Source organism: Limibacter armeniacum (genome assembly GCF_036880985.1).
GTDB classification, from domain to species: Bacteria; Bacteroidota; Bacteroidia; order Cytophagales; family Flammeovirgaceae; genus Limibacter; species Limibacter armeniacum.
In genome coordinates, this window is sequence record NZ_JBAJNO010000006.1 from 192,288 (window position 1) to 212,502 (window position 20,215).

Consider the following 20,215-nt stretch of genomic DNA (forward strand, 5'->3'; position numbering starts at 1 on the left):
CATTGGAAACCGAAATGTATGCACAGGGTGAGGAAAGGCTGTTTTTATACTTCAATGTTACTTTAGTGTTCTTAATACACTAAAATGGTTTCTATATTTAATCTGTATCGACTCAATTTCAATTAATTGAAATTGAGTCGATTGTGTGTTTTTTGACTTATATTATTCTATATCTGAATTTTGTTTTTTGTGATTAGTACGCATTAAAGTTTGCTTTACAGAATGTTTCAAGGGAGGAAAACTTCTTTCAAATATTCTGTTGATTGTAACAATCTGTAATGCTGCTGTTATACAATAAATAGATCAAGATAGCTTGATAGAATTTTCCTCTCATAATTCACAAATCATCTATTATGAGAAAGAAAATACTACTCGGTATAGCATTCTTTTTATGCATACCTGTAATCCAAGGACTATGTACTGACGTTAAGTTTAACGTCAATATGGACTATCAAATTAAGCAAGGCTTTTTTGACCCTGCTGCAGACCAAGTGGAAGTGACCGGCAGTGGCTGGAGTGGTGCACTAGCGATGACCGATACAGATGGCGACCATATTTATTCTGCTGTTGTATCTTCGTTAGCTGCTGATACGGAAATCACATATGCTTTTCGTGTGAATGCAAGTAACACGGAAAACACTTCCCGAACCTACCTTATTCAGACTTCGCAAAACAACTTGTACGATTGGTTTAACAATGTGGAGTCACCATACCCTTTTGCAGACTTCTACTGTTCAACCACTACACCGATCCCTGGAGAGGCTGTACGGTTTTTTGAGTATTCGGATGGGGGAGCTGCTACCTCATGGAACTGGACTTTTGAAGGCGGATATCCTGCTACTTCTACTGAAAAGGAGCCGATTGTCAGTTATGCCACAGCAGGTACTTATAGTGTGACGCTGACAGCCACCAACAGTGCAGGCCAGACAACCGTAACCAAATCATCTCACATTGAGGTAAAGGCGACAGATCAGGTATTGGGCTGGTGGAACGATGCGGTTTTCTATCAGGTTTACCCACTTTCTTTCAAGGACAGTGATTGTGATGGAAATGGAGATTTTCAAGGACTTATCGAGAAGCTTGATTACCTGAATGACGGCAACCCCAATACAACTTCTGACCTTGGGGTGGATGCTTTATACCTAATGCCAATTCATGAGGTAACCAATACAAATTATGGAGGTTATGAAGTGACCGACTACAAAAGTATCTGGAGCGAGTATGGCAGTTACAGTGACCTCTCCCAACTGTTGAATGAGGCACATAACAGAGGAATGAAAGTGATCCTGGATATGGTTTTTAACCATACAAGTAAGGAACACCCTTGGTTTTTGCAATCGCAACAAGGTAATAACCCAAGAGATGATTTTTACCATTGGCGTGCAGATGATGCAGGGTGGTCTTGGTGGAGTAACCCCGGTTCAGGTTATCCCTCAGATATGGCATTTTACTGGTCAAGATTTGCCAATGGGGCTACACCTGACCTGAATTATGATAATCCTGAGGTCAGAAATGCGGTAATGGACATTACACAATATTGGTTGGATCAGCATATTGATGGATTCAGGCTGGATGTTCCTTACATGCTATATCAGACAGGTGATGCCACATTGGATGAGGAGTGGCACAACTTGCCGGAAACCTATGCCTTTTGGAGGGAATGGAGAAAACTGGTGAAAAATGACAATCCTGACAATTTTACGGTAGGCGAAACATGGGTACGTTATTGGGATAATCCTTATGCATTGGAGGACTTGAAGCATGCAGCGAAGTATGTATATGAAGGGTTTGATGTTGGCTTTCAGTTTGATATTGCCTTGGGAATAGAGGATGCCTTGAACTCAGAAAACAAGGCGGATATCCAACAACCAATGGAAGATGTAATGGCTTATTATCCGTTTCTGCAGTTTGGGGTTTTCAATTCAAACCATGACCTGTTTCCAAGAGGAAATGGCTACACAGCTCAAAGGATCAAGGACCGATTGTCAAACAATAAGGATGCAAAAGCAAAAGTAGCGGGCGTACTGACATTGACAGCTCCGGGTGTTCCTTTTGTTTATTATGGAGAGGAAATTGGTGCAGCAGGAGGCAATGCCCGTTTGCCAATGCAGTGGAGTAATGGCAACAATGCAGGCTTTTCTGATTGTGGATCATGGACTTCTATTGGCAGTGATTATCAGCAGTACAATGTCGCAAACGAGACCAACGACCCTAACTCATTCTTAAGCTTATATCGAAACCTGATTCAGGTTCGTAAGTCAGAGATGGCATTGAAGCGTGGAGACTATCAAACAGTGAACACTTCAAGCAACAGTATTTATTCTTTTATGAGAAAGTATAATGATGAGGTAATCATTGTAATGCTCAACCTTTCAGCCAATCAGCAGGACAATGTGTCTTTCAGTATTTCAGGAACTCAAATTCCTGATGAAAACTATGTGATGACCGACCTGTTGGGGCAAGGGAATGTGAATGTCAATGTAAGTGGAGGAGATATCAATGGCTGGGTTCCTTTCTCTTCCATTGCAGGAAACAGCTTTTACATTCTGAAACTGAATACAGGCTCTTTAACAAACAATGCACCATCGGTAGATCAGTTAGCATCGCAGACGATCAATCTGGAAAGTGGAGCAACACAGGTTCAACTGACAGGTATCAGCGATGGTAATTTCTGTACACAAAGTCTTTCAGCATCAGCAACAATTCAAAACACGTCAGTGGCACAGGTGGCTGTTAATGGTATCACTTGTGGAAGTACTGGAAACTTGACAATTACGCCAGTGTCAGCAGGAACTACCACTGTGACCGTCACGCTACAGGATGATGGCGGAACAGCTGATGGAGGTGTTGACCAAACATCAATGAGTTTTACTGTAAATGTAATTGGATATCCTGCTGCGCCAACTGATTTGCAGGTAACCGAATTGTCTAAAACATCTCTTAACCTTCATTGGACAGACAACTCAGCGATTGAAACAGGGTATGCGATTTACCAATCTACAGATGGCAACAAACCAACGAACCCGGTTGTGACCTTAGCGGCCAATACCACCACTTTTGCGGTAGAGAACCTAAGCAGGTTTGTCGACTACCACTTCTGGGTGGAGGCAGTAAACGGACAAGGAACAAGTGCAGATATGCAAGTGGCATATACGATTGAGTCCTCGAATGTGGCATTGAATAAAACTGCAACGGCTTCGGACGAAGAAACTTATTCAGGTACAGATTTCCTTGCTTCTTTGGCAGTAGATGGGATCAATGGTGATTTCTGGAACAGGTGGTCTTCGGCAGGGAGTACAGACTTTAATCAGGAAGAGTGGATTAAGGTAGATTTGGGAGCAGTATATGAGTTGGACAAGGTTGTGGTTAGTTGGGAAAATGCCAATGCTGAAAACTATTATATCATGGCTTCCAACAGCAATATTGTACCTGATCCTGATAATAGTTCGTGGCAGAAAATCTATATGGAAGGAATGCCTAATGAAGGAAGAACGGATGAAGTGACCTCTAATCTTACAGGGCGCTATATCGCCATTTACTGTAGCCAAAAAGCACATGAATATGGCTATTCAATCTATGAATTAGAGGCATATGGTGTGCCGGTAACGGATGGTGGAACAACAAACAATGCTCCAGTCGTATTTGCAGGAAATAACCAAACATTGGGATATACACAGACCAGCACTCAGCTTGAAGGTACAGGTTCAGACCCTGATGGGGATACTGTCAGTTACCTGTGGAGTCAGTTGTCAGGGGCTGTGGTATCTATTTCTGATTTACAGTCACCTACTCCTACAATCAGTGGAATGGTGGCAGGAAACACCTATACATTCCGTCTTACGGTGAGTGATGGTACCCTTCAGTCTTCAGATGATGTGACCATTGTGGTGGATACTGCTCCAGCAACTCAGTCGCCATATGGAGGTATTGCAGCGACAATCCCTGGGATAATTGAAGCCGAAGCATATGATGAAGGCGGGCAAGGGATCGCCTATCAGGATAATGACACCGGTAATAATGGTGGGGCATTCAGAACGAATGAGGATGTAGACATAGAGTCACCTACAAGTGGTGTGTATAACGTGGGTTGGACGCAAGCAGGCGAGTGGCTAGAATACTCTGTAAATGTTACCACTACAGGTCAATATCATATCATCTCGACAGTGGCGACTGCGACATCCAGTGCTTTCCATGTGGAGATTGACGGTACGAATGTGACTGGAACAATTGCCGTATCCAATACGGGCGGATGGAGTAATTTCAGTACAGTACAGAGTACAGACTTTAACCTAAGTGCAGGAGCGCATATTGTTAGGATTGCTATGGAGTCCATAGATTTGAACCTTGACAAGGTTGAGTTTGTATGGGTGCCTGATTGTACCACTCCAACACTCAATGCACAGCATCAGGTGAATGGTGGCAACTGGATTGCTGGTACTGCTGTATCTGCTGACCAAGGAGATGACTTGGTTCTGAATGTACAGGCAAGTACTACAGGAACGTGGAACTGGACAGGACCAAATGGGTTTACTGCCAGTACAGCCCAAGTTACTTTGGCAGATGTCACAATATCTGATGCGGGCAATTATACAGTCACTTTTTCAGATGATACAGGCTGTACCAATAGCTTAACTTTTACATTGTCAGTAGAAAGTGCTTCAGTAGCAGATACTTATTATATCAAAAACAGATGGCAGGAGACTTACCTTTATGATGGAGGTAATGATGTGAATTATGGCACCTTCAGCAGTAATGCTACTTACCAATGGAAACTGATAGAAATGGATGGTTATCAATTGATTCAAAATGTTGGAACAGGTGATTATATGAATATCGAAAACCTGCAAGGTAAAGTAGAATCTACAAACGTTGAAAGTGGATTCTACAGTGCACATTGGTCGCTGGAGGATATTGACATTGATTATAAAAGAATTCGAAACAGATGGCAGGCAAGTGATTATTTGCATGTGGAAAACACCAATGGAACTGTTGAGTACAGTAATATTTGGAGTGGTTCTTATTCGAGCCATTGGATTCTTGAACCTGTTTCTTCATCTGCAAGAATGGCTTCCAACTTTGAAAATGAATGGAAGAAAGAAAATAAAATTCAAATATATCCTAACCCAACCAATGGGGTAACGACTGTTCAGTTTAATACCAATGAAGTAAGAAGCATTAGGCTACTCTCATCAACTGGAATTGAATTGAATCATCAGCAATTGGAGGATGGAATGCCAAGCATTCAAATTGATCTTTCAAACTACCCTGTAGGAGTATACTTCATTCAGTTGGAAACATCAGAAGGGGTAAAGGTCTACCAAGTAGTAAAAAACTGAGGTAGCTAATGACCTAAAATACCTAGATGAAAATCTAGTGTACTTTTGACATGGAATTCTTCCATAAGCACCTTGAGCGTAACGCTTAAGGTGCTTTTTTTGCGCTTAAATAGCGTAAAAAATACCCTTATATCAATTATATACTCTCTATATAGGTGTAAATGTAATAGGCATGTAATCAGTGTGTTGTGATTTATTTTGCCCTATATTTTCTATACTCAGAATATGTTTTTTGTTAAAGCATTTGAATTCAGACTGTTTTGTACCACACGATCAGGAAAAGATCAATCAGATAGTGTAGTGTATAAATTAACGGTTGGATATGCGAAGAATATTGGGAATAGTGGCAGTGATATGCCTATCATTTATAATGTCTTCCTGTACGGAAAAGCATACAGTATTATCACCCAATGGTAAATTGGAATTAACTGTATTGAATAGGGACGGTAAAGTTTTCTATGAATTGAGAAAAGAAGGAAAACTGATCCTTTCAGAAAGCAGACTTGGACTTTTATTGAAAGATCAGGGAGACCTTAGTGAAAACTTTATCATTCAGAATACGGATGAGTTTACTTTCAGAAATACGTGGTCTCAACCGTGGGGAGAAGTAAAAAACATTGAAGAGTATTACAATGGACTGACTGTATCATTATTGCAGAAATCAAATGAGAAGGAGCGTCAGTTGAACATTACCTTCAAACTTTTTGATGATGGGTTAGGCTTCAGATACGAATTCCCTGAGCAGGAAAACCTAAAGAAATTTGTGATTACAGATGAGTTGACACAGTTCAATTTTACACATGATTTCAATACTTGGTGGATTCCTGCCTACAGCGATCAAATTGATTACGAAGAGTTATATACTGAAACGAAGCTGTCTGCTTTGGAAAAGACAATGCACACTCCTGTGACAATGGAGTCTGGAGATAGTCTTTTTGTTAGTATTCACGAAGCAGCTTTGGTGGATTATGCTGCCATGACCTTGAAGCCCGTTGAAGGGGCCCTTAGTTTGGAGTGTGACCTTGTACCTCTCTCGACAGGTGAAAAAGTAATGACAGAAGCGCCTTCTGTATCTCCTTGGAGAACAATTCAGGTAGGCAATTCTGCTGGTGATTTGATCACTTCTTACCTGATCTTAAACCTGAATGAGCCTAGCAAGATTGAGGATACTTCTTGGATATCGACAGGTAAGTATGCAGGTATCTGGTGGGGGATGCACGTAAAAACCCAAACTTGGAATCAAGGACCTATCCACGGAGCCAAGACGGAGAATGTAAAGGAATTAATTGATTTTGCTGCCGAAAATAACCTGAAAGGTGTATTGGTAGAAGGCTGGAACAAAGGCTGGGAAAAAGACTGGTCTTTGGGAAGGTTCAGGTTCGCAGAGCCATATGATGATTTCGATATCGAGTTCTTGAGCAAGTATGCAAGCGAAAAAGGTGTAAGCCTTATCGGACATCATGAAACAGGTGGAAATATCCTCAATTACGAGACACAACTGAAGGAAGCTTTTGAGTTCCTGAAGAAATACAAGATACCAGCTGTGAAAACGGGCTACGTAGCCAACCTGATCAATCAGAAGGAATTTCATCAGAGTCAGTTTGCAGTAAACCATTACAACTATGTAACAGCGTTTGCGGCCGAAAACAAGATTATGCTGGACATTCACGAGCCAGTGAAAGCAACAGGTTTGAGACGAACTTACCCGAACCTGATGACAAGAGAAGGAGCGAGAGGAACAGAGTATGAGGCGTGGAGCGAAGGGAATCCTCCTGAGCATACGGTTATTTTGCCTTTTACCAGATGTCTAGCTGGACCTTTGGATTATACACCGGGCATTTTTGATATCAATATCAAAACCAGATCTGATAACAAAGTCCATACGACATTGGCTAAACAATTGGCTTTGTATGTAACCATTTACAGCCCTTGGCAGATGGCAGCTGACTTACCTGAGAACTATACAGGACAACCAGCCTTTCAGTTTATCAGGGATGTTCCAACCAATTGGGAGGATACAAAAGTGCTGAATGCCAAAATTGGGGACTATATCACTGTGGTGAGAAAGGACCGAGACAGTGATGACTGGTACTTGGGAAGTGTGACAGATGAACACGAGAGAGAATTTGAAATTTCTTTGGACTTTTTGATGCCAGAGAAGAAATACAAGGCATATGTCTATGCCGATCAGGAAGATACCGACCTAATGAATAACCCAACAGCAATTGAGATCAGTGAGACTGAAGTGACCTCTGATCAAAAATTGAATATATCTCTGGCAGCAGGGGGCGGACAGGCCATCCGTTTCAAGCTGCTCAACTAAAAAGTAAGTATGTATAAATGAATGTTTAATGATAGTGAGTGACCTGTTACCCTATAGGTTCAATGTTTCAGCCTCGGTTGAAACACGATACCAGTGGGGTAACTGAGAGCTTGCTAAAACCAAGAACACATGAAAAAGAGAATATACTTTATTCTTTATCTTTTTCTGGTATTGTGTGGGGTGAATAACCTGTACGGACAACAGGCAGACCATATTATATCAGGAAAAGTATCAGACGAAAATGGCTATCCGGTTCCCGGAGTAACTGTAATGGTACTAGGAACGACCAAAGGCAGTGCGACAGATATCAATGGCGAGTTTAAGCTTAGTATATCAAATAGCGATGAGGTGCTGACTGTTAGCTATATCGGCTACAAGACACAGCAAATTCAGATTGGAACAGCGACACACTTTGACATTTCCTTGGAAGTAGATACAGAGCAACTGGAGGAAGTGGTGGTCATTGGTTACGGTACTGTCCAAAAGGATGATGCAACCGGTGCGTTGGAAGTGATCGACTCCAAGCAGTTCAATAAAGGAGCTATTAATTCTCCTGCTCAGTTGATCACTGGTAAGGTGGCGGGTGTTGCCGTTACGTCCAATAGTGGAGCTCCCGGTAATTCGTCAACGATTCGTATCAGGGGAGGTGCTTCCTTGAGTGCGAGCAATGACCCTTTGATAGTGATTGACAACGTTCCTTTGGATAATACAGCAGTAGGAGGAGCGCCAAATATCTTGTCTACGCTTAACCCGAATGATATTGAAACATTTACTGTACTGAAAGATGCTTCAGCTACAGCGATTTATGGTTCAAGAGCTTCCAATGGTGTAATCCTGATTACTACCAAGCGAGGAGCAAAAGGCTTTAAGGTGGATTATAGCTTTACAGGATCTGTATATACAACTCCTAACAGGTTGGATGTTTACAGTGGAGATGAGTACCGTGCTTTAGTGCAGGAAAGGTATCCAGAGTCACCAGAAGTAACAGGTCTTCTGGGCGATGCAAATACTGACTGGCAGGATGAAATCTATCAGGTAGCCTTTGGTCAGGATCACAATATCACTGTTTCTGGCGGTAAGAATAAAACGAATTATAGAGCCTCTTTGGGCTACAACAATACAGATGGTGTACTGAAGACCTACAACTTTGAGAGAATGACCCTTTCAGTAGGATTGGACCAGAAGCTGTTCAATGACAGGTTGGTGCTTCAGGTAAATGCCAAAGGGATGTTGAACAACAATAACTTCGCAGACCAAGGTGCCATCGGAAATGCAGTCAGCTATGACCCGACACAACCTGTTGTAAATGGCAATACGAGATGGAGAGGTTATACAACATGGACGAAAGGTGGAATTGATGGGGAAGCGATCAACTTGGCAACTGCTAACCCTGTAGCGCAATTGGCATTGACTAACAATACTTCAGAGGTAAAACGCATGATTTCCAACTTCAAGGCAGATTATAAAATCCTTGAAAACCTGAATGCCAGTATCAACGTGGGGCATGATTATACCTTGTCTGAAGGACAAAACAATGTGTTGGATAGCACACAGTGGATTTCTACACCTGTTGTAAATGGTGGTAGATACAACCCATACAAGGTGGAGAGAGAGAACAAGTTGCTGGATTTTTACCTGAACTATAACAAGGAGTTTAACAACCTGAAGCTGGATGCGATGTTGGGATACTCTTGGGCTCATTTCTATAGAGGTAGCTCAAGCCAGGTATTGGATTACAAGCAGGAAGTAGAGAATCAGCCTGTTGTTAATGCATCAGAAAACTATCTGGTTTCATTCTTCGGAAGGGTAAATGCCAATTTGTATGACCGTTATTTGCTGACTTTCTCCCTCAGAAAGGATGGAACTTCAAGGTTTAGTGAGGACAACAAATGGGGTACATTCCCAGCAGCAGCATTTGCATGGCACATTGCAAACGAACAATTCCTGACGAATAGCGATGTGGTTTCTGACCTGAAACTAAGGTTGGGATATGGTGAAACAGGGCAGCAGGACATCGGTAATGATTATCCGCATTTGGCAACCTATACTCGAAGTGACAATGCTTCAAGGTATCCGTTTGGACCTAACTATATCAATACATTGAGACCGAATGGTTACGATGCCAATATCAAATGGGAGAGTTCCACTACATACAATGCAGGGGTTGATTTTGGCTTGTTCGAAAACCGTCTGACAGGTAGTGTGGATGTGTATTACAAGGAAACCTATAACCTGTTGGGACAGGTAGATCCACCTGCAGGTACAAACTTCACTTCAAAGCTACTGACCAATGTCAGCAGCATGAACAACAAGGGGGTAGAAGTAAACCTTAACTGGATTGCCATTACCAATGAGGACTGGAACTGGAAGCTGAATGCAAACATGACCTACAACAAGAATGAGATTACTAAACTGAACCTAACTGATGACGATGACTACTCAGTATATGTGGGTAACATTGGCAGTACAACAGATGGTACTATTCAGGTGCACAAGGTAGGTTATCCGGCATACTCATTCCTGGCTTATCAGCAAGTGTACAATGCAGATGGTTCACCGGTTCAAGGTGCTTATGTAGACAGAAACAATGATGGCATCATCAATGACAACGACAAGTATGTATTCCAAAAGCCTGTGCCAGACGTTACGCTTGGTTTCAACACATGGCTTACATACAAGAATTTTGAATTGTCAGTGAATACAAGAGCGAGCTTGAACAACTACGTCTATAACAACATTCAGGCGCTTAATAACCTGACATCTCTTTATGATTCAAAAGAGTTTTTGAGAAACATGCCAAAGACGGACTTCGAACTGAACAGCAGGTTCTCAGATCACTTTATTGAAGACGCTTCATTCTTCAGAATTGATAATATCAATCTTGCTTACAATTTGGGAGAAGTATTCCAGGGACTAGCGAAACTGCAAGTTTCGGGAGGTATCAACAATGTATTGGTGATCACCAACTACAGCGGTCTGGACCCTGAAATCAGTGGTGGATTGGACAATAGCTTCTATCCTCGTACAAGGTCTTACTTATTGGGATTGAGAGCTTCATTTTAATCAGTAAATAGAGCATGATCATGAAAAATATATTGAAAACATTGGCGCTAGGACTAGGCATTATGCTGGTCACAACGTCATGTGTAGATGACTTAAATACAGAACCCTTAAATGAACAGGACATCAATGCAGCCAATGCATTTGATACTGAAGAAGGATACAGTCAGTTTTTGGCAAAGCTCTACGGAAGCTTAACCCTGACTGGACAGCAAGGAGAATATGGTAAGCCTGAGATTCCTGCTGAAGATGAAGGGACTACTTCTTTCCTGCGAATGTATTGGAGTGCGCAGGAAGTGTCAACAGATGAGGCTGTAACAGGATGGAATGATCCAGGGCTTTCAGACTATCAGGAACATACTTGGTCAGATAACAACGGTTACTTGCAACTGCTTTATCAGAGAATCTTTATCAATATCGCTTACTGCAATGAGTTTTTGAGAGCAGTGGACAACAATATTGGTGAGATGGATGAAGACTTCAAGGCGGAGGTGACAGTATACAGAGCAGAGGCTCAGTTGCTAAGAGCGATGTTCTATTACTTTGCCATGGATCTTTGGGGGAACGTACCATTTGTTTTACCTGAAGACGGAGTTGGTGCATTTCAACCAGAGATGATTCAGAGAGAAGCCCTTTTTGATCATATCGAAGCAGAGATTCTGGAAGCGTTGCCTAACCTGAAAGATCCAAGACAGAACGTGTATGCGAGGGCAGACAAGGCAGTTGCTTGGACACTACTGGCAAAAATGTACTTGAATGCGGAAGTATATAGAGGAGAGAACAGGTACAATGACTGTATCAAGTATTGCGATGAAATCATCAATTCAGGACAATATAACCTGATTGACAACTACAGAAACCTATTTCTGGCGGACAACCACCAATACAGAAGTGAGATCATCTTCCCGATTGCGGAGGATGGTAACAATACCAGAAACTATGGGGGAATGACCTTCATTATTCATGCGCAAGTAGGAGGTACCATGGATGCGGATAACGATTATGGTATTCCGTCAGGAGGTTGGTCAGGTAACAGACCATCTACCAGCTTTGTAGAAAGGTCGTTTGAGGATGTGACAGGTGCTACGGATAAGAGAGCGATCTTCCATACCAGTGGACAGAGTAGCCTGGAAATCACAGATCCATTTATGTTTAACCAAGGGTACCTGACAGGCAAGTTTAAGAATGTATCATCAAAAGGGATCAAAGGCAAGAACGGAACATTTGTGGATACTGACTTCCCTATGTTCAGGTTGGCAGATATTTACCTGATGTATGCAGAGGCAACATTGAGAGGTGGTGCAGGAGATAGAGGCAGAGCCCTTCAGTATGTAAATGAAATCAGGTCTCGTGCTTATGAGGATGCTTCAGGAAACATTTCGGATGCAGAGCTGACTTTGGACTTTCTTCTGGATGAAAGAGGCAGGGAATTGTATTGGGAGTGTCACAGAAGAACAGACTTGGTAAGGTTCGGTGAGTTTACAGATGGTAAGCTTGTGTGGGACTGGAAAGGCGGTATTCAAGAAGGAATTCCGACTGCATCATTCAGGGATATTTTCCCGATTCCTGCATTTGACTTAGGACTGAACCCTAACCTGAAGCAAAATCCAAACTACTAATCTGACAACTAATTAAACGACACAATCATGAAATCATATAAACTTTTAATTGTCTCCCTGTTTTGCCTGTTGCAGGCTTGTGTGGAAAGAGAAAATATCATCGTAAATGAGGAACTGGTATCGCCTGCAATGGTGACCCCTGAAGGCGGTACAACCATCAGCATTGATGAGAACAACTTGGGCTCTGAGCTGACAGTTACTTGGAATGAAGCGGATTATGGGGTGGATTTGGCTGTTACTTATATTGTGCAGCTTGATTTTGTAGATAACTTGTTTGCGACTCCAGCGATCTTGGCGGCAACACAAGAAGCTTCTATTACAGTCTCTTACTCAGAACTGAATGATATGGTGATCGGTACATTGGGTCAAAACCCTAATGAAACAGCCAAAGTGGAATTGAGAGTTGTAGCACAATCAGAAGGGTTCAATGACCTAAACTCTGAGTTGGTTACGCTTTCTGTTGGAACTTATGCTTCAGCAGGTGAGCCTCCAGTAATTACTTCAGAACTGGCTACAACGATCACGGCAGAGAATATTGGAGATGCGTATACAATCGAATGGGATGCCGCAGATTTTGGTTCAACTTCAGATGTGGTATATACTGTGGAAATGGATGTAGAAGGTAACGATTTTGCGAATGCAATTACATTGGGTAAAGTGACAGAAACTTCTTTGACAGTTACAAATGAGGCATTGAATTTCTACCTGATGGGTAACCTGATGCAAGAAGGAAATACAGCCGTAAATGTAGCATTTAGAGTAGTTGCCACTTCTGCTACCAACGAGTTGGCTTCAGAGACTGGTAATGGTGTCATCACGACATTGGATATAGCAGCTCCTGCCATGCTTTGGACTCCAGGAGGTTACCAAGGTTGGAAGCCAGAAGAGTCGGCTACACTGATCCAGACAGGTGACAATATATTTGACGGTTACGTTTACCTGAATGCTGAAACTGACCTTAAACTGACTAGCCACCCTGATTACAACCATACCAATTATGGTTTTATAGCAGACGGTACTTTGTCTACTGACGATGCTGCTGAGCAGGTTACATTTGCTGCCGGATTCTATAGAATTCAGCCAAAACTTGCAGAAATGACTTATGAGTCGGCATTGGTGGAGTCATTTGGTCTGATTGGTACAGCCACTTCAGGAGGTTGGGAAAATTCTACGCCAATGACATACGATGCGGAGACGGATACTTGGAGAGTTACAACTGACCTGATAGTAGGTGCCTTGAAATTTAGGGCTAACAATGATTGGGGTATTAACTATGGTGTTGGAAATATTACCTCTAAACGTGGTCAACTCTACTTTGATGGTGCATCTTATGATGTAAAAGAAGAAGGTAATTACACAGTGATTTTGAGCTTTAATACACAAAAGGCTCCGTACCAGTTCAACTATGAGATTATCAAAAACTGATATAAAAGAATATAGGATAAACAGTTGAAGTGATGTATAAGGCTGTTCGTCTTATACACTAGAGTTGGTCTGGGAACCAGTTGTCTGAGGTGATGAACACTGTCTTGGGCGGCTGTTCCCGGTGCCAGCTCTTTCTGGCTTTATTGATATCCCGACAAAAAAGACTTGTTTGTAGATGTTTCTAACTTTTTGAAGTGTATGACAATGAAAAAAATGTATTGGCTCCTGTTGTGTTGGGCTATGTTGTTTTCATGTTCCTCTGAAGACAACCTGACCAGTCCAAGTGGTAAAGATGATGAAAAACAAAACCATACGGTCAACCCGTTTGATAATGTGCCCTCACTAAATGAGATGGTAGTTTATGAAGTAAACCTGAAATCGTTCAGCAATGCAGGTACACTGGATGGTATAAAAAACAACCTTGACCATATTGAGAGCCTTGGTGCTAATGTGATATGGCTGATGCCTATATACCCTATCGGTATTGAAAAAGGAGTAGGTTCGCCTTATGCTGTAAGGAATTATAAGGAAGTTAATTCAGAATTTGGTTCGCTTAATGACCTGATCGATCTAGTGAATGAAGCACATGAGCGGGACATGGCTGTGATATTGGATTGGGTAGCGAACCATACCGCTTGGGACAACCCTTGGATCAGTAACAAAAGCTGGTATGCACAGGATGGCAGTGGCAATATCATTTCACCCCCAAATACTGGTTGGGCTGATGTGGCAGAGTTGAACTATGACAGTCAGGACATGCGTGATGAGATGATAGCTTCGATGAAGTATTGGGTCGACAGTGCAGGGATCGACGGTTTCAGATGTGATGCTGTGGACTTTGTACCTGAAGATTTTTGGTCGCAAGCAATTGGGGCAGTGAACAATACTTCAAGCAAAGACCTGATTTGGCTCGCTGAGGGTGGTGCTACTCACAATTTTGATGCTGGCTTTGAGTTCAATTACTCTTGGGACTTCTATAACCAGATCAAGAAAGTATACCATGAGAATTCATCTGCATCTAGCCTGTTTGTAACCAGTGAACAGGAGTGGTCAGCAGTTCCGGCAGGGAAGACCAAGCTGCGATATATCACAAACCATGACGTATACGCTTGGGACGAATCACCTGTTGATATTTTTGGTAAGCAGGGGAGTGTAGGGGCTTTTGTGGCAACCGCATTTATGGATGGGATTCCATTGATCTATTCGGGACAGGAAGTAGCAAGACCTGAACTGATTTCATTTTTCACCAAAGATGTCATTGACTGGAGTGAAAATCCGGACATTCTTTCACAGTACAAACAAGTCATGGAAGTCAGGTCAGAAGTGATAGATCTTTTGGATAAAGAGCTGACTACATATACCCATAAAGACGTTTTGATTTATCAAAGACATAGTGGGCAAGATGCCTTATTGGTTATGGTCAATACTAGAAATAATGGGGTGAATTTGACGCTCCCTTCAACGCTTCAAAATACGACTTGGACAGATATGATTTCAGGAGAAACTGTAGAGCTTGGAGATAATTACTCATTAGATGTTAATGCATATAAGATTCTGAGAATAGGGGGTTAATATTTCTAAATATTTGGTGTTTTTTTTTTCAGTTACTGATTTCGTAACCGGTTTCGGGAAATTCGAAATTAGAATTGGCTCATAAACTCTTATATCTTTGTGGAAATATAGTTACCTCATGGTCACTGTAAAATCTGTAACGACCAATATTTAATTGGACAAGCTTAGTGTTGTATTGATTGTATAAAAATGAAAAAGAACTTTATTTTAATTCTGTTGTGCCTTGTCACAAGTATCGTGTCAGCCCAGACGGAACTGAAGTCTCCGGATGGTAAACTGACAATGGAATTTAATCTGGCTGAAGGCGGCGTACCAACCTACTCGTTAACCTATAAGGGGAAAGAGGTTGTTAAAACAAGTAAGTTGGGCTTTGAGCTAAAGTCAGACAAATCAGGTCAGCAATTCGGTTCGGAGATCGAACTGAAAAACAAGAAAGCAGATCCAAAGGCATCTCTTTATGATGGATTCACTTTGGCTGCAGTAGATACTACTTCTTTTGATGAGACATGGAAACCAGTTTGGGGTGAGGAAAGCCAAATCCGTAACCACTACAAAGAACTGGCAGTAACACTGGACCAGAAGACTAATGACAGAAAGATGGTCATCCGTTTCCGTCTTTTCAATGATGGTTTAGGTTTCCGTTACGAGTTCCCTGAGCAGAAAAACCTTGTTTACTTCGTGATCAAGGAGGAGCATACGCAGTTTGCGATGGCAGGTGACCACACGGCATACTGGATTCCGGGTGACTATGACACGCAGGAGTATGACTATACAGTATCACGTCTTTCAGAAATCAGAGGCTTGATGGCTGGAGCTATCGGTGGTAACCTTTCTCAGACTTCATTCTCTCCAACAGGTGTTCAGACTTCCCTGATGTTGAAATCGGATGACGGACTGTACATCAACCTGCATGAAGCAGCGCTGATCGACTACCCATGTATGCACCTTAACTTGGATGACAAGAACTTTGTATTCGAGTCATGGTTGACACCAGATGCAGTAGGTGACAAAGGTTATATGCAAGCACCTCGTACAACGCCTTGGCGTACAGTAATCGTGAGTGATGATGCGCGTGAGATTTTGGCTTCTCGCATGACACTGAACCTGAATGAGCCTTGTAAGATTGAGGATACTTCATGGATCAAGCCAGTGAAATACATTGGTGTATGGTGGGAAATGATTACAGGTAAAAGCTCTTGGGCTTATACAAATGAGCTGAGTGGAGTACAGTTGGGTGAGACTAACTTTACTGAAGTAAACCCTAATGGTGTACACGGTGCAAATACAGCACATGTAAAAGAATATATTGATTTTGCAGCTGAGCACGGCTTTGATGGCGTGTTGGTAGAAGGCTGGAATGTAGGTTGGGAAGATTGGTTCGGTAAGTCAAAAGACTATGTGTTTGACTTCGTGACTCCTTACCCTGACTTTGATGTAAAAGGTATTCAGGAATACGCTGAAGGCAAGAATGTGAAGATGATCATGCACCATGAGACTTCTTCTTCAGTTCGTAACTACGAGCGTCATATGGATGCAGCATACCAGTTTATGAAAGACAACGGTTATGATGCAGTGAAGAGTGGTTATGTAGGTGATATCCTGCCACGTGGTGAAAACCACTACAGCCAGTGGATCGTGAACCACTACCAGTATGCTTTGGAAAAAGCAGCAGAGTACCAGATTATGATCAATGCGCACGAGGCAGTTCGTCCTACAGGTATTGCACGTACTTACCCTAACCTGATCGGTAACGAGTCAGCAAGAGGTACAGAGTATCAGGCATTCGGTGGTAGCAAGCCTTTCCACGTAAGTGTCCTGCCTTTCACGCGTCTGATTGGTGGTCCAATGGACTATACGCCGGGTATCTTCGAGATGGATATCTCAAAACTGAACCCTAACAACCACTCTCATGTAAATGCGACAATCGCTAACCAGTTGGCACTGTACGTGACAATGTACAGCCCACTGCAAATGGCAGCTGACCTTCCTGAAAACTACAAGCGTTTTATGGATGCGTTCCAGTTTATCAAGGATGTGGCAGTAGATTGGGATGAGAGCAAGTACCTGGAAGCAGAACCAGGCAAATACATTACAATCGCTCGTCGTGAGAAAGGTTCTAACAACTGGTTTGTAGGTAACGTTGCAGGTGACGAGGCTTATGTATCCAAAATCTCTTTCGACTTCCTGGAGCCAGGCAAAACGTATGTAGCAACTATCTACAGCGATGCGAAAGATGCTGATTACAAGACAAACCCTCAAGCATACAATATCCGTAAGGTGTTGGTGAACAGCAAGTCTAAACTGACACAGCGTTCAGTAGCAGCAGGTGGTTATGCAATCAGCTTGATTGAAGTGACAGACAAGAGCCAGAAGAAAGGTTTGAAGAAGTTGTAATTCAATCAAGTACCCTATATAAAGTTGACCTCTCAGGTGATTTGCCTGAGGGGTCTTTTTTTGTTTTACGTAGTCATCATACTTACAGGTATTTATAAGTATATCAGCTCAATCATTTCTATTGAACAGTCAGTCAATTACCTTTTCTGATTCAAAATATAGTTTTTCAGCTTTGGAAAGTTTGTATATTTACGGGAACTGAACAGTCTGTAACATTGAACGAGAAACATAAATTGCATAAAACCAGCAAGAAACTATTTTAAAAGTGACTCCTGTAATCAGCATAAGCCCTTGTTGGGAGCAGAACAGATGTTCATAACTAAACTTTACAAAGAGCAACAGCTTTAACTAGGATCTAATGAAAAGAATTTTTTTAGCAATCAGCTTACTACCAGTATTATGGGCATTTTCGCCAAGTCAAAATGTACAGGTTGCCATCTTTGAGCAATTGTCAATTGATGTTCCATCAACGTTTAGCCAACTTGATCCTGAAGTACTAGATGAAAAGTACCATGACCAACCTTTTCATCCGGTATTGGAGCTGCATCAGGAGCAGGATTCTATAACCCTGATACTGTCAGATAACTTGAATCCACTTTCAGAAGGGGAGGTAGATAACCTAAGGGAGTTTTATGAAAACCATTTTAAGGGAATGTACCCAAATGCAGTTTGGTTGGATACCAAAACAGTAGATATCAACTCACTGCCTGTAGCCTATCTTGAAACATCCAATCAGGGTGAGTACTACTTGGTTTTCTTTACAGCTGTGGATGGCAGACAAATTCACATAGCCATTTCTGCAAAGAGTGAAAACCTTGACAGGGTAAGGGAAACATCTAGAGGTATTATGGAGTCATTAAAGAAAAGAGGCTAAGACCCAATAGGCTATTTTATTCTAAAAGCTATATATGATATAGATATAATAAAAGAGCGTCATTCCAACCTGATTTGGGATGACGCTCTTTGCTTTTAGCACTTATAGCTATAATTTTCAGGTTACTTTTTGGCTAACGAAAACTTGTGAGAAGTACTTCTCTTGTAGCCATTTATAACCAACCCATTTTGATCAATTTCTACAATGGCAAAACTGTTGTTATCAAGCCCATCATGATCTACCATCCCCAATTGTGTAATGTAATGAATCCCATTGATGGTCTGGAAATCTTCTTGGTGTACATGTCCCTGAAGTACAGCCAATACCTTTCCTGATTTTTCCATCAGCTTTTGAGCCCTTTCAAAATCTGTCACATAAAATGGGTCATTGTCTCGAGTAAAATTATATAAAGTAAAATGGCAGAATACGACCGTTGGCAAAGTTGTTTTCTCAAGGTCTTGCTCAAACCATTTCCACTGACCTTCCGGAATAATCGCTTCAGACCATTTAAAATCACCATGGTTATGATGGCTTCCATCAGGATGATAATTAGGGTCAAGTACTATAAAATGAAATCCATTCAGGTCAAAAGAATAATGTCCTTGATCTTTTGGGATACCTGTGTTTTCGACACCTTCAAGAAACTGCTTTTTTGAAATGCTATCAACATCATGGTTTCCAATACAGTGATATCTTGGTCCGTTAAACTTGGCAAATGCACCTTCTATTTCAGACAAGTAACGCAATGTATCCACTTCTTGCTTTTGTTCGTCCTGATCTTTTAAATCACCCAAATGAATCGCAAAATCCACTTTCTCTTTATTCAAAACTTCAACACAAGCTTCCAGCTTTTCTATTGACTGACGGTAAAATCTTGTCCCTGATTCAGGGCGATTGGCATAGTGGCTGTCCGTCAGTACTCCAAAGCGGATACTAGGTTGTTTACTTTGTGAAAACAAGCTTTTAGGAGCGAGAAATATTGCTCCAGTCAGGACTGATGAAGAAAGTAAAAAACGTCTGCGTGAAATGGTCCAGCTCATAGTGGTATCGACTTAGAATGATAAAGTACATTAGAGATTATCACGATTTCTATAATCTAAACAAGTGCATTAATATAAGAATAATCATATTCTCTATTTGCACTCACACAGGCAAATACTCGGTGTATAATCTTATTTCTAACAGCGTTAATGATTGACATCTTGTGTTTGCCTTGTTTTACTTTTCTGTGAAAGTAATCATAGAGTTCTCCTTTTCCCTTACCAATACTTGCTACTGCAGCCATATGCAATAACTTTTTCATGTCTTTGTTAGCCATATTGGATACTTTTGCTCTTCCTTTGATACTAATGCCTGAGGTATAGGCAAATGGAGCTACACCACTGTAGCAGGCGAACTTCCGTCCATCTCGGAGATCCTTGAATTCATTGGTCACAACCAGTAGTTTCCAACAAACAATTTCTCCCACACCAGGTACGGAGGTGACAATTTTGGTCAGTTGTTTGAGTTTTTCATCTTCCTGAATCAGTTGACGGATCTGTAGCTGTACTTTTTTCAGTTGCTTATCCAGCTGATTCAACAACGGCTGGAAATGTTTGCGTGCCAGCCCTGT

10 protein-coding genes are annotated in these 20,215 nt (G+C 41.7%); 8 read left to right on the plus strand and 2 right to left on the minus strand.

Annotated elements, in window-relative coordinates; all coding sequences use genetic code 11:
* Nucleotides 1-353 precede the first annotated feature (353 nt).
* From V6R21_RS05505 to V6R21_RS05540, 8 genes are all read left to right on the plus strand, one after another.
* The gene (locus V6R21_RS05505) at nucleotides 354-5,336 is read left to right on the plus strand and encodes an alpha-amylase family glycosyl hydrolase (protein ID WP_334241393.1); all 4,983 of its coding nucleotides are present in this window, start codon (nucleotides 354-356) and stop codon (nucleotides 5,334-5,336) included.
* 322 nt (nucleotides 5,337-5,658) lie between these two features.
* Nucleotides 5,659-7,659 (plus strand): glycoside hydrolase family 97 protein, encoded by a 2,001-nt coding sequence (locus tag V6R21_RS05510; protein ID WP_334241395.1) that lies wholly within the window; start codon nucleotides 5,659-5,661, stop codon nucleotides 7,657-7,659.
* A gap of 129 nt (nucleotides 7,660-7,788) precedes the next feature.
* Nucleotides 7,789-10,722, plus strand: a complete 2,934-nt coding sequence (locus tag V6R21_RS05515; RefSeq protein ID WP_334241397.1) for a SusC/RagA family TonB-linked outer membrane protein — start codon at nucleotides 7,789-7,791, stop codon at nucleotides 10,720-10,722.
* Between the two features lie 20 nt (nucleotides 10,723-10,742).
* Entirely contained in the window at nucleotides 10,743-12,338 is a 1,596-nt protein-coding gene (locus tag V6R21_RS05520) for a RagB/SusD family nutrient uptake outer membrane protein (protein ID WP_334241400.1), read from the plus strand.
* A 27-nt stretch (nucleotides 12,339-12,365) separates the two neighbouring features.
* Entirely contained in the window at nucleotides 12,366-13,763 is a 1,398-nt protein-coding gene (locus V6R21_RS05525) for a SusE domain-containing protein (protein WP_334241402.1), read from the plus strand.
* 198 nt (nucleotides 13,764-13,961) lie between these two features.
* Complete coding sequence (locus V6R21_RS05530) at nucleotides 13,962-15,335, plus strand: alpha-amylase family glycosyl hydrolase (RefSeq protein ID WP_334241403.1); 1,374 nt, start codon at nucleotides 13,962-13,964, stop codon at nucleotides 15,333-15,335.
* Between the two features lie 189 nt (nucleotides 15,336-15,524).
* On the plus strand, nucleotides 15,525-17,729 hold the full coding sequence (locus V6R21_RS05535; RefSeq protein WP_334241405.1) for a glycoside hydrolase family 97 protein: 2,205 nt from the start codon (nucleotides 15,525-15,527) through the stop codon (nucleotides 17,727-17,729).
* A gap of 358 nt (nucleotides 17,730-18,087) precedes the next feature.
* Complete coding sequence (locus V6R21_RS05540; protein ID WP_334241407.1) at nucleotides 18,088-18,603, plus strand: hypothetical protein; 516 nt, start codon at nucleotides 18,088-18,090, stop codon at nucleotides 18,601-18,603.
* Nucleotides 18,604-18,725: 122 nt separating this feature from the next.
* On the opposite strand, the gene V6R21_RS05545 is transcribed toward V6R21_RS05540, so the two are convergent.
* Together V6R21_RS05545 and V6R21_RS05550 are read right to left on the minus strand one after the other, a co-directional pair.
* A complete protein-coding gene (locus tag V6R21_RS05545) occupies nucleotides 18,726-19,643 on the minus strand; it encodes a metallophosphoesterase family protein (RefSeq protein ID WP_334241409.1) in 918 nt (305 codons plus the stop codon).
* A gap of 56 nt (nucleotides 19,644-19,699) precedes the next feature.
* Nucleotides 19,700-20,215, minus strand: a 516-nt coding sequence (locus V6R21_RS05550; protein ID WP_334241614.1) for a transposase, incomplete at its 5' end; no start/stop codon positions are given.

Excerpts from the sequence above, each read along its gene's own strand:
- V6R21_RS05505 (WP_334241393.1), top strand. The coding sequence starts at position 354 with ATGAGAAAGAAAATACTACTCGGTATAGCATTCTTTTTATGCATACCT.
- V6R21_RS05510 (WP_334241395.1), top strand. The coding sequence starts at position 5,659 with ATGCGAAGAATATTGGGAATAGTGGCAGTGATATGCCTATCATTTATA.
- V6R21_RS05515 (WP_334241397.1), top strand. The coding sequence starts at position 7,789 with ATGAAAAAGAGAATATACTTTATTCTTTATCTTTTTCTGGTATTGTGT.
- V6R21_RS05520 (WP_334241400.1), top strand. The coding sequence starts at position 10,743 with ATGAAAAATATATTGAAAACATTGGCGCTAGGACTAGGCATTATGCTG.
- V6R21_RS05525 (WP_334241402.1), top strand. The coding sequence starts at position 12,366 with ATGAAATCATATAAACTTTTAATTGTCTCCCTGTTTTGCCTGTTGCAG.
- V6R21_RS05530 (WP_334241403.1), top strand. The coding sequence starts at position 13,962 with ATGACAATGAAAAAAATGTATTGGCTCCTGTTGTGTTGGGCTATGTTG.
- V6R21_RS05535 (WP_334241405.1), top strand. The coding sequence starts at position 15,525 with ATGAAAAAGAACTTTATTTTAATTCTGTTGTGCCTTGTCACAAGTATC.
- V6R21_RS05540 (WP_334241407.1), top strand. The coding sequence starts at position 18,088 with ATGAAAAGAATTTTTTTAGCAATCAGCTTACTACCAGTATTATGGGCA.
- V6R21_RS05545 (WP_334241409.1), bottom strand. The coding sequence starts at position 19,643 with ATGAGCTGGACCATTTCACGCAGACGTTTTTTACTTTCTTCATCAGTC.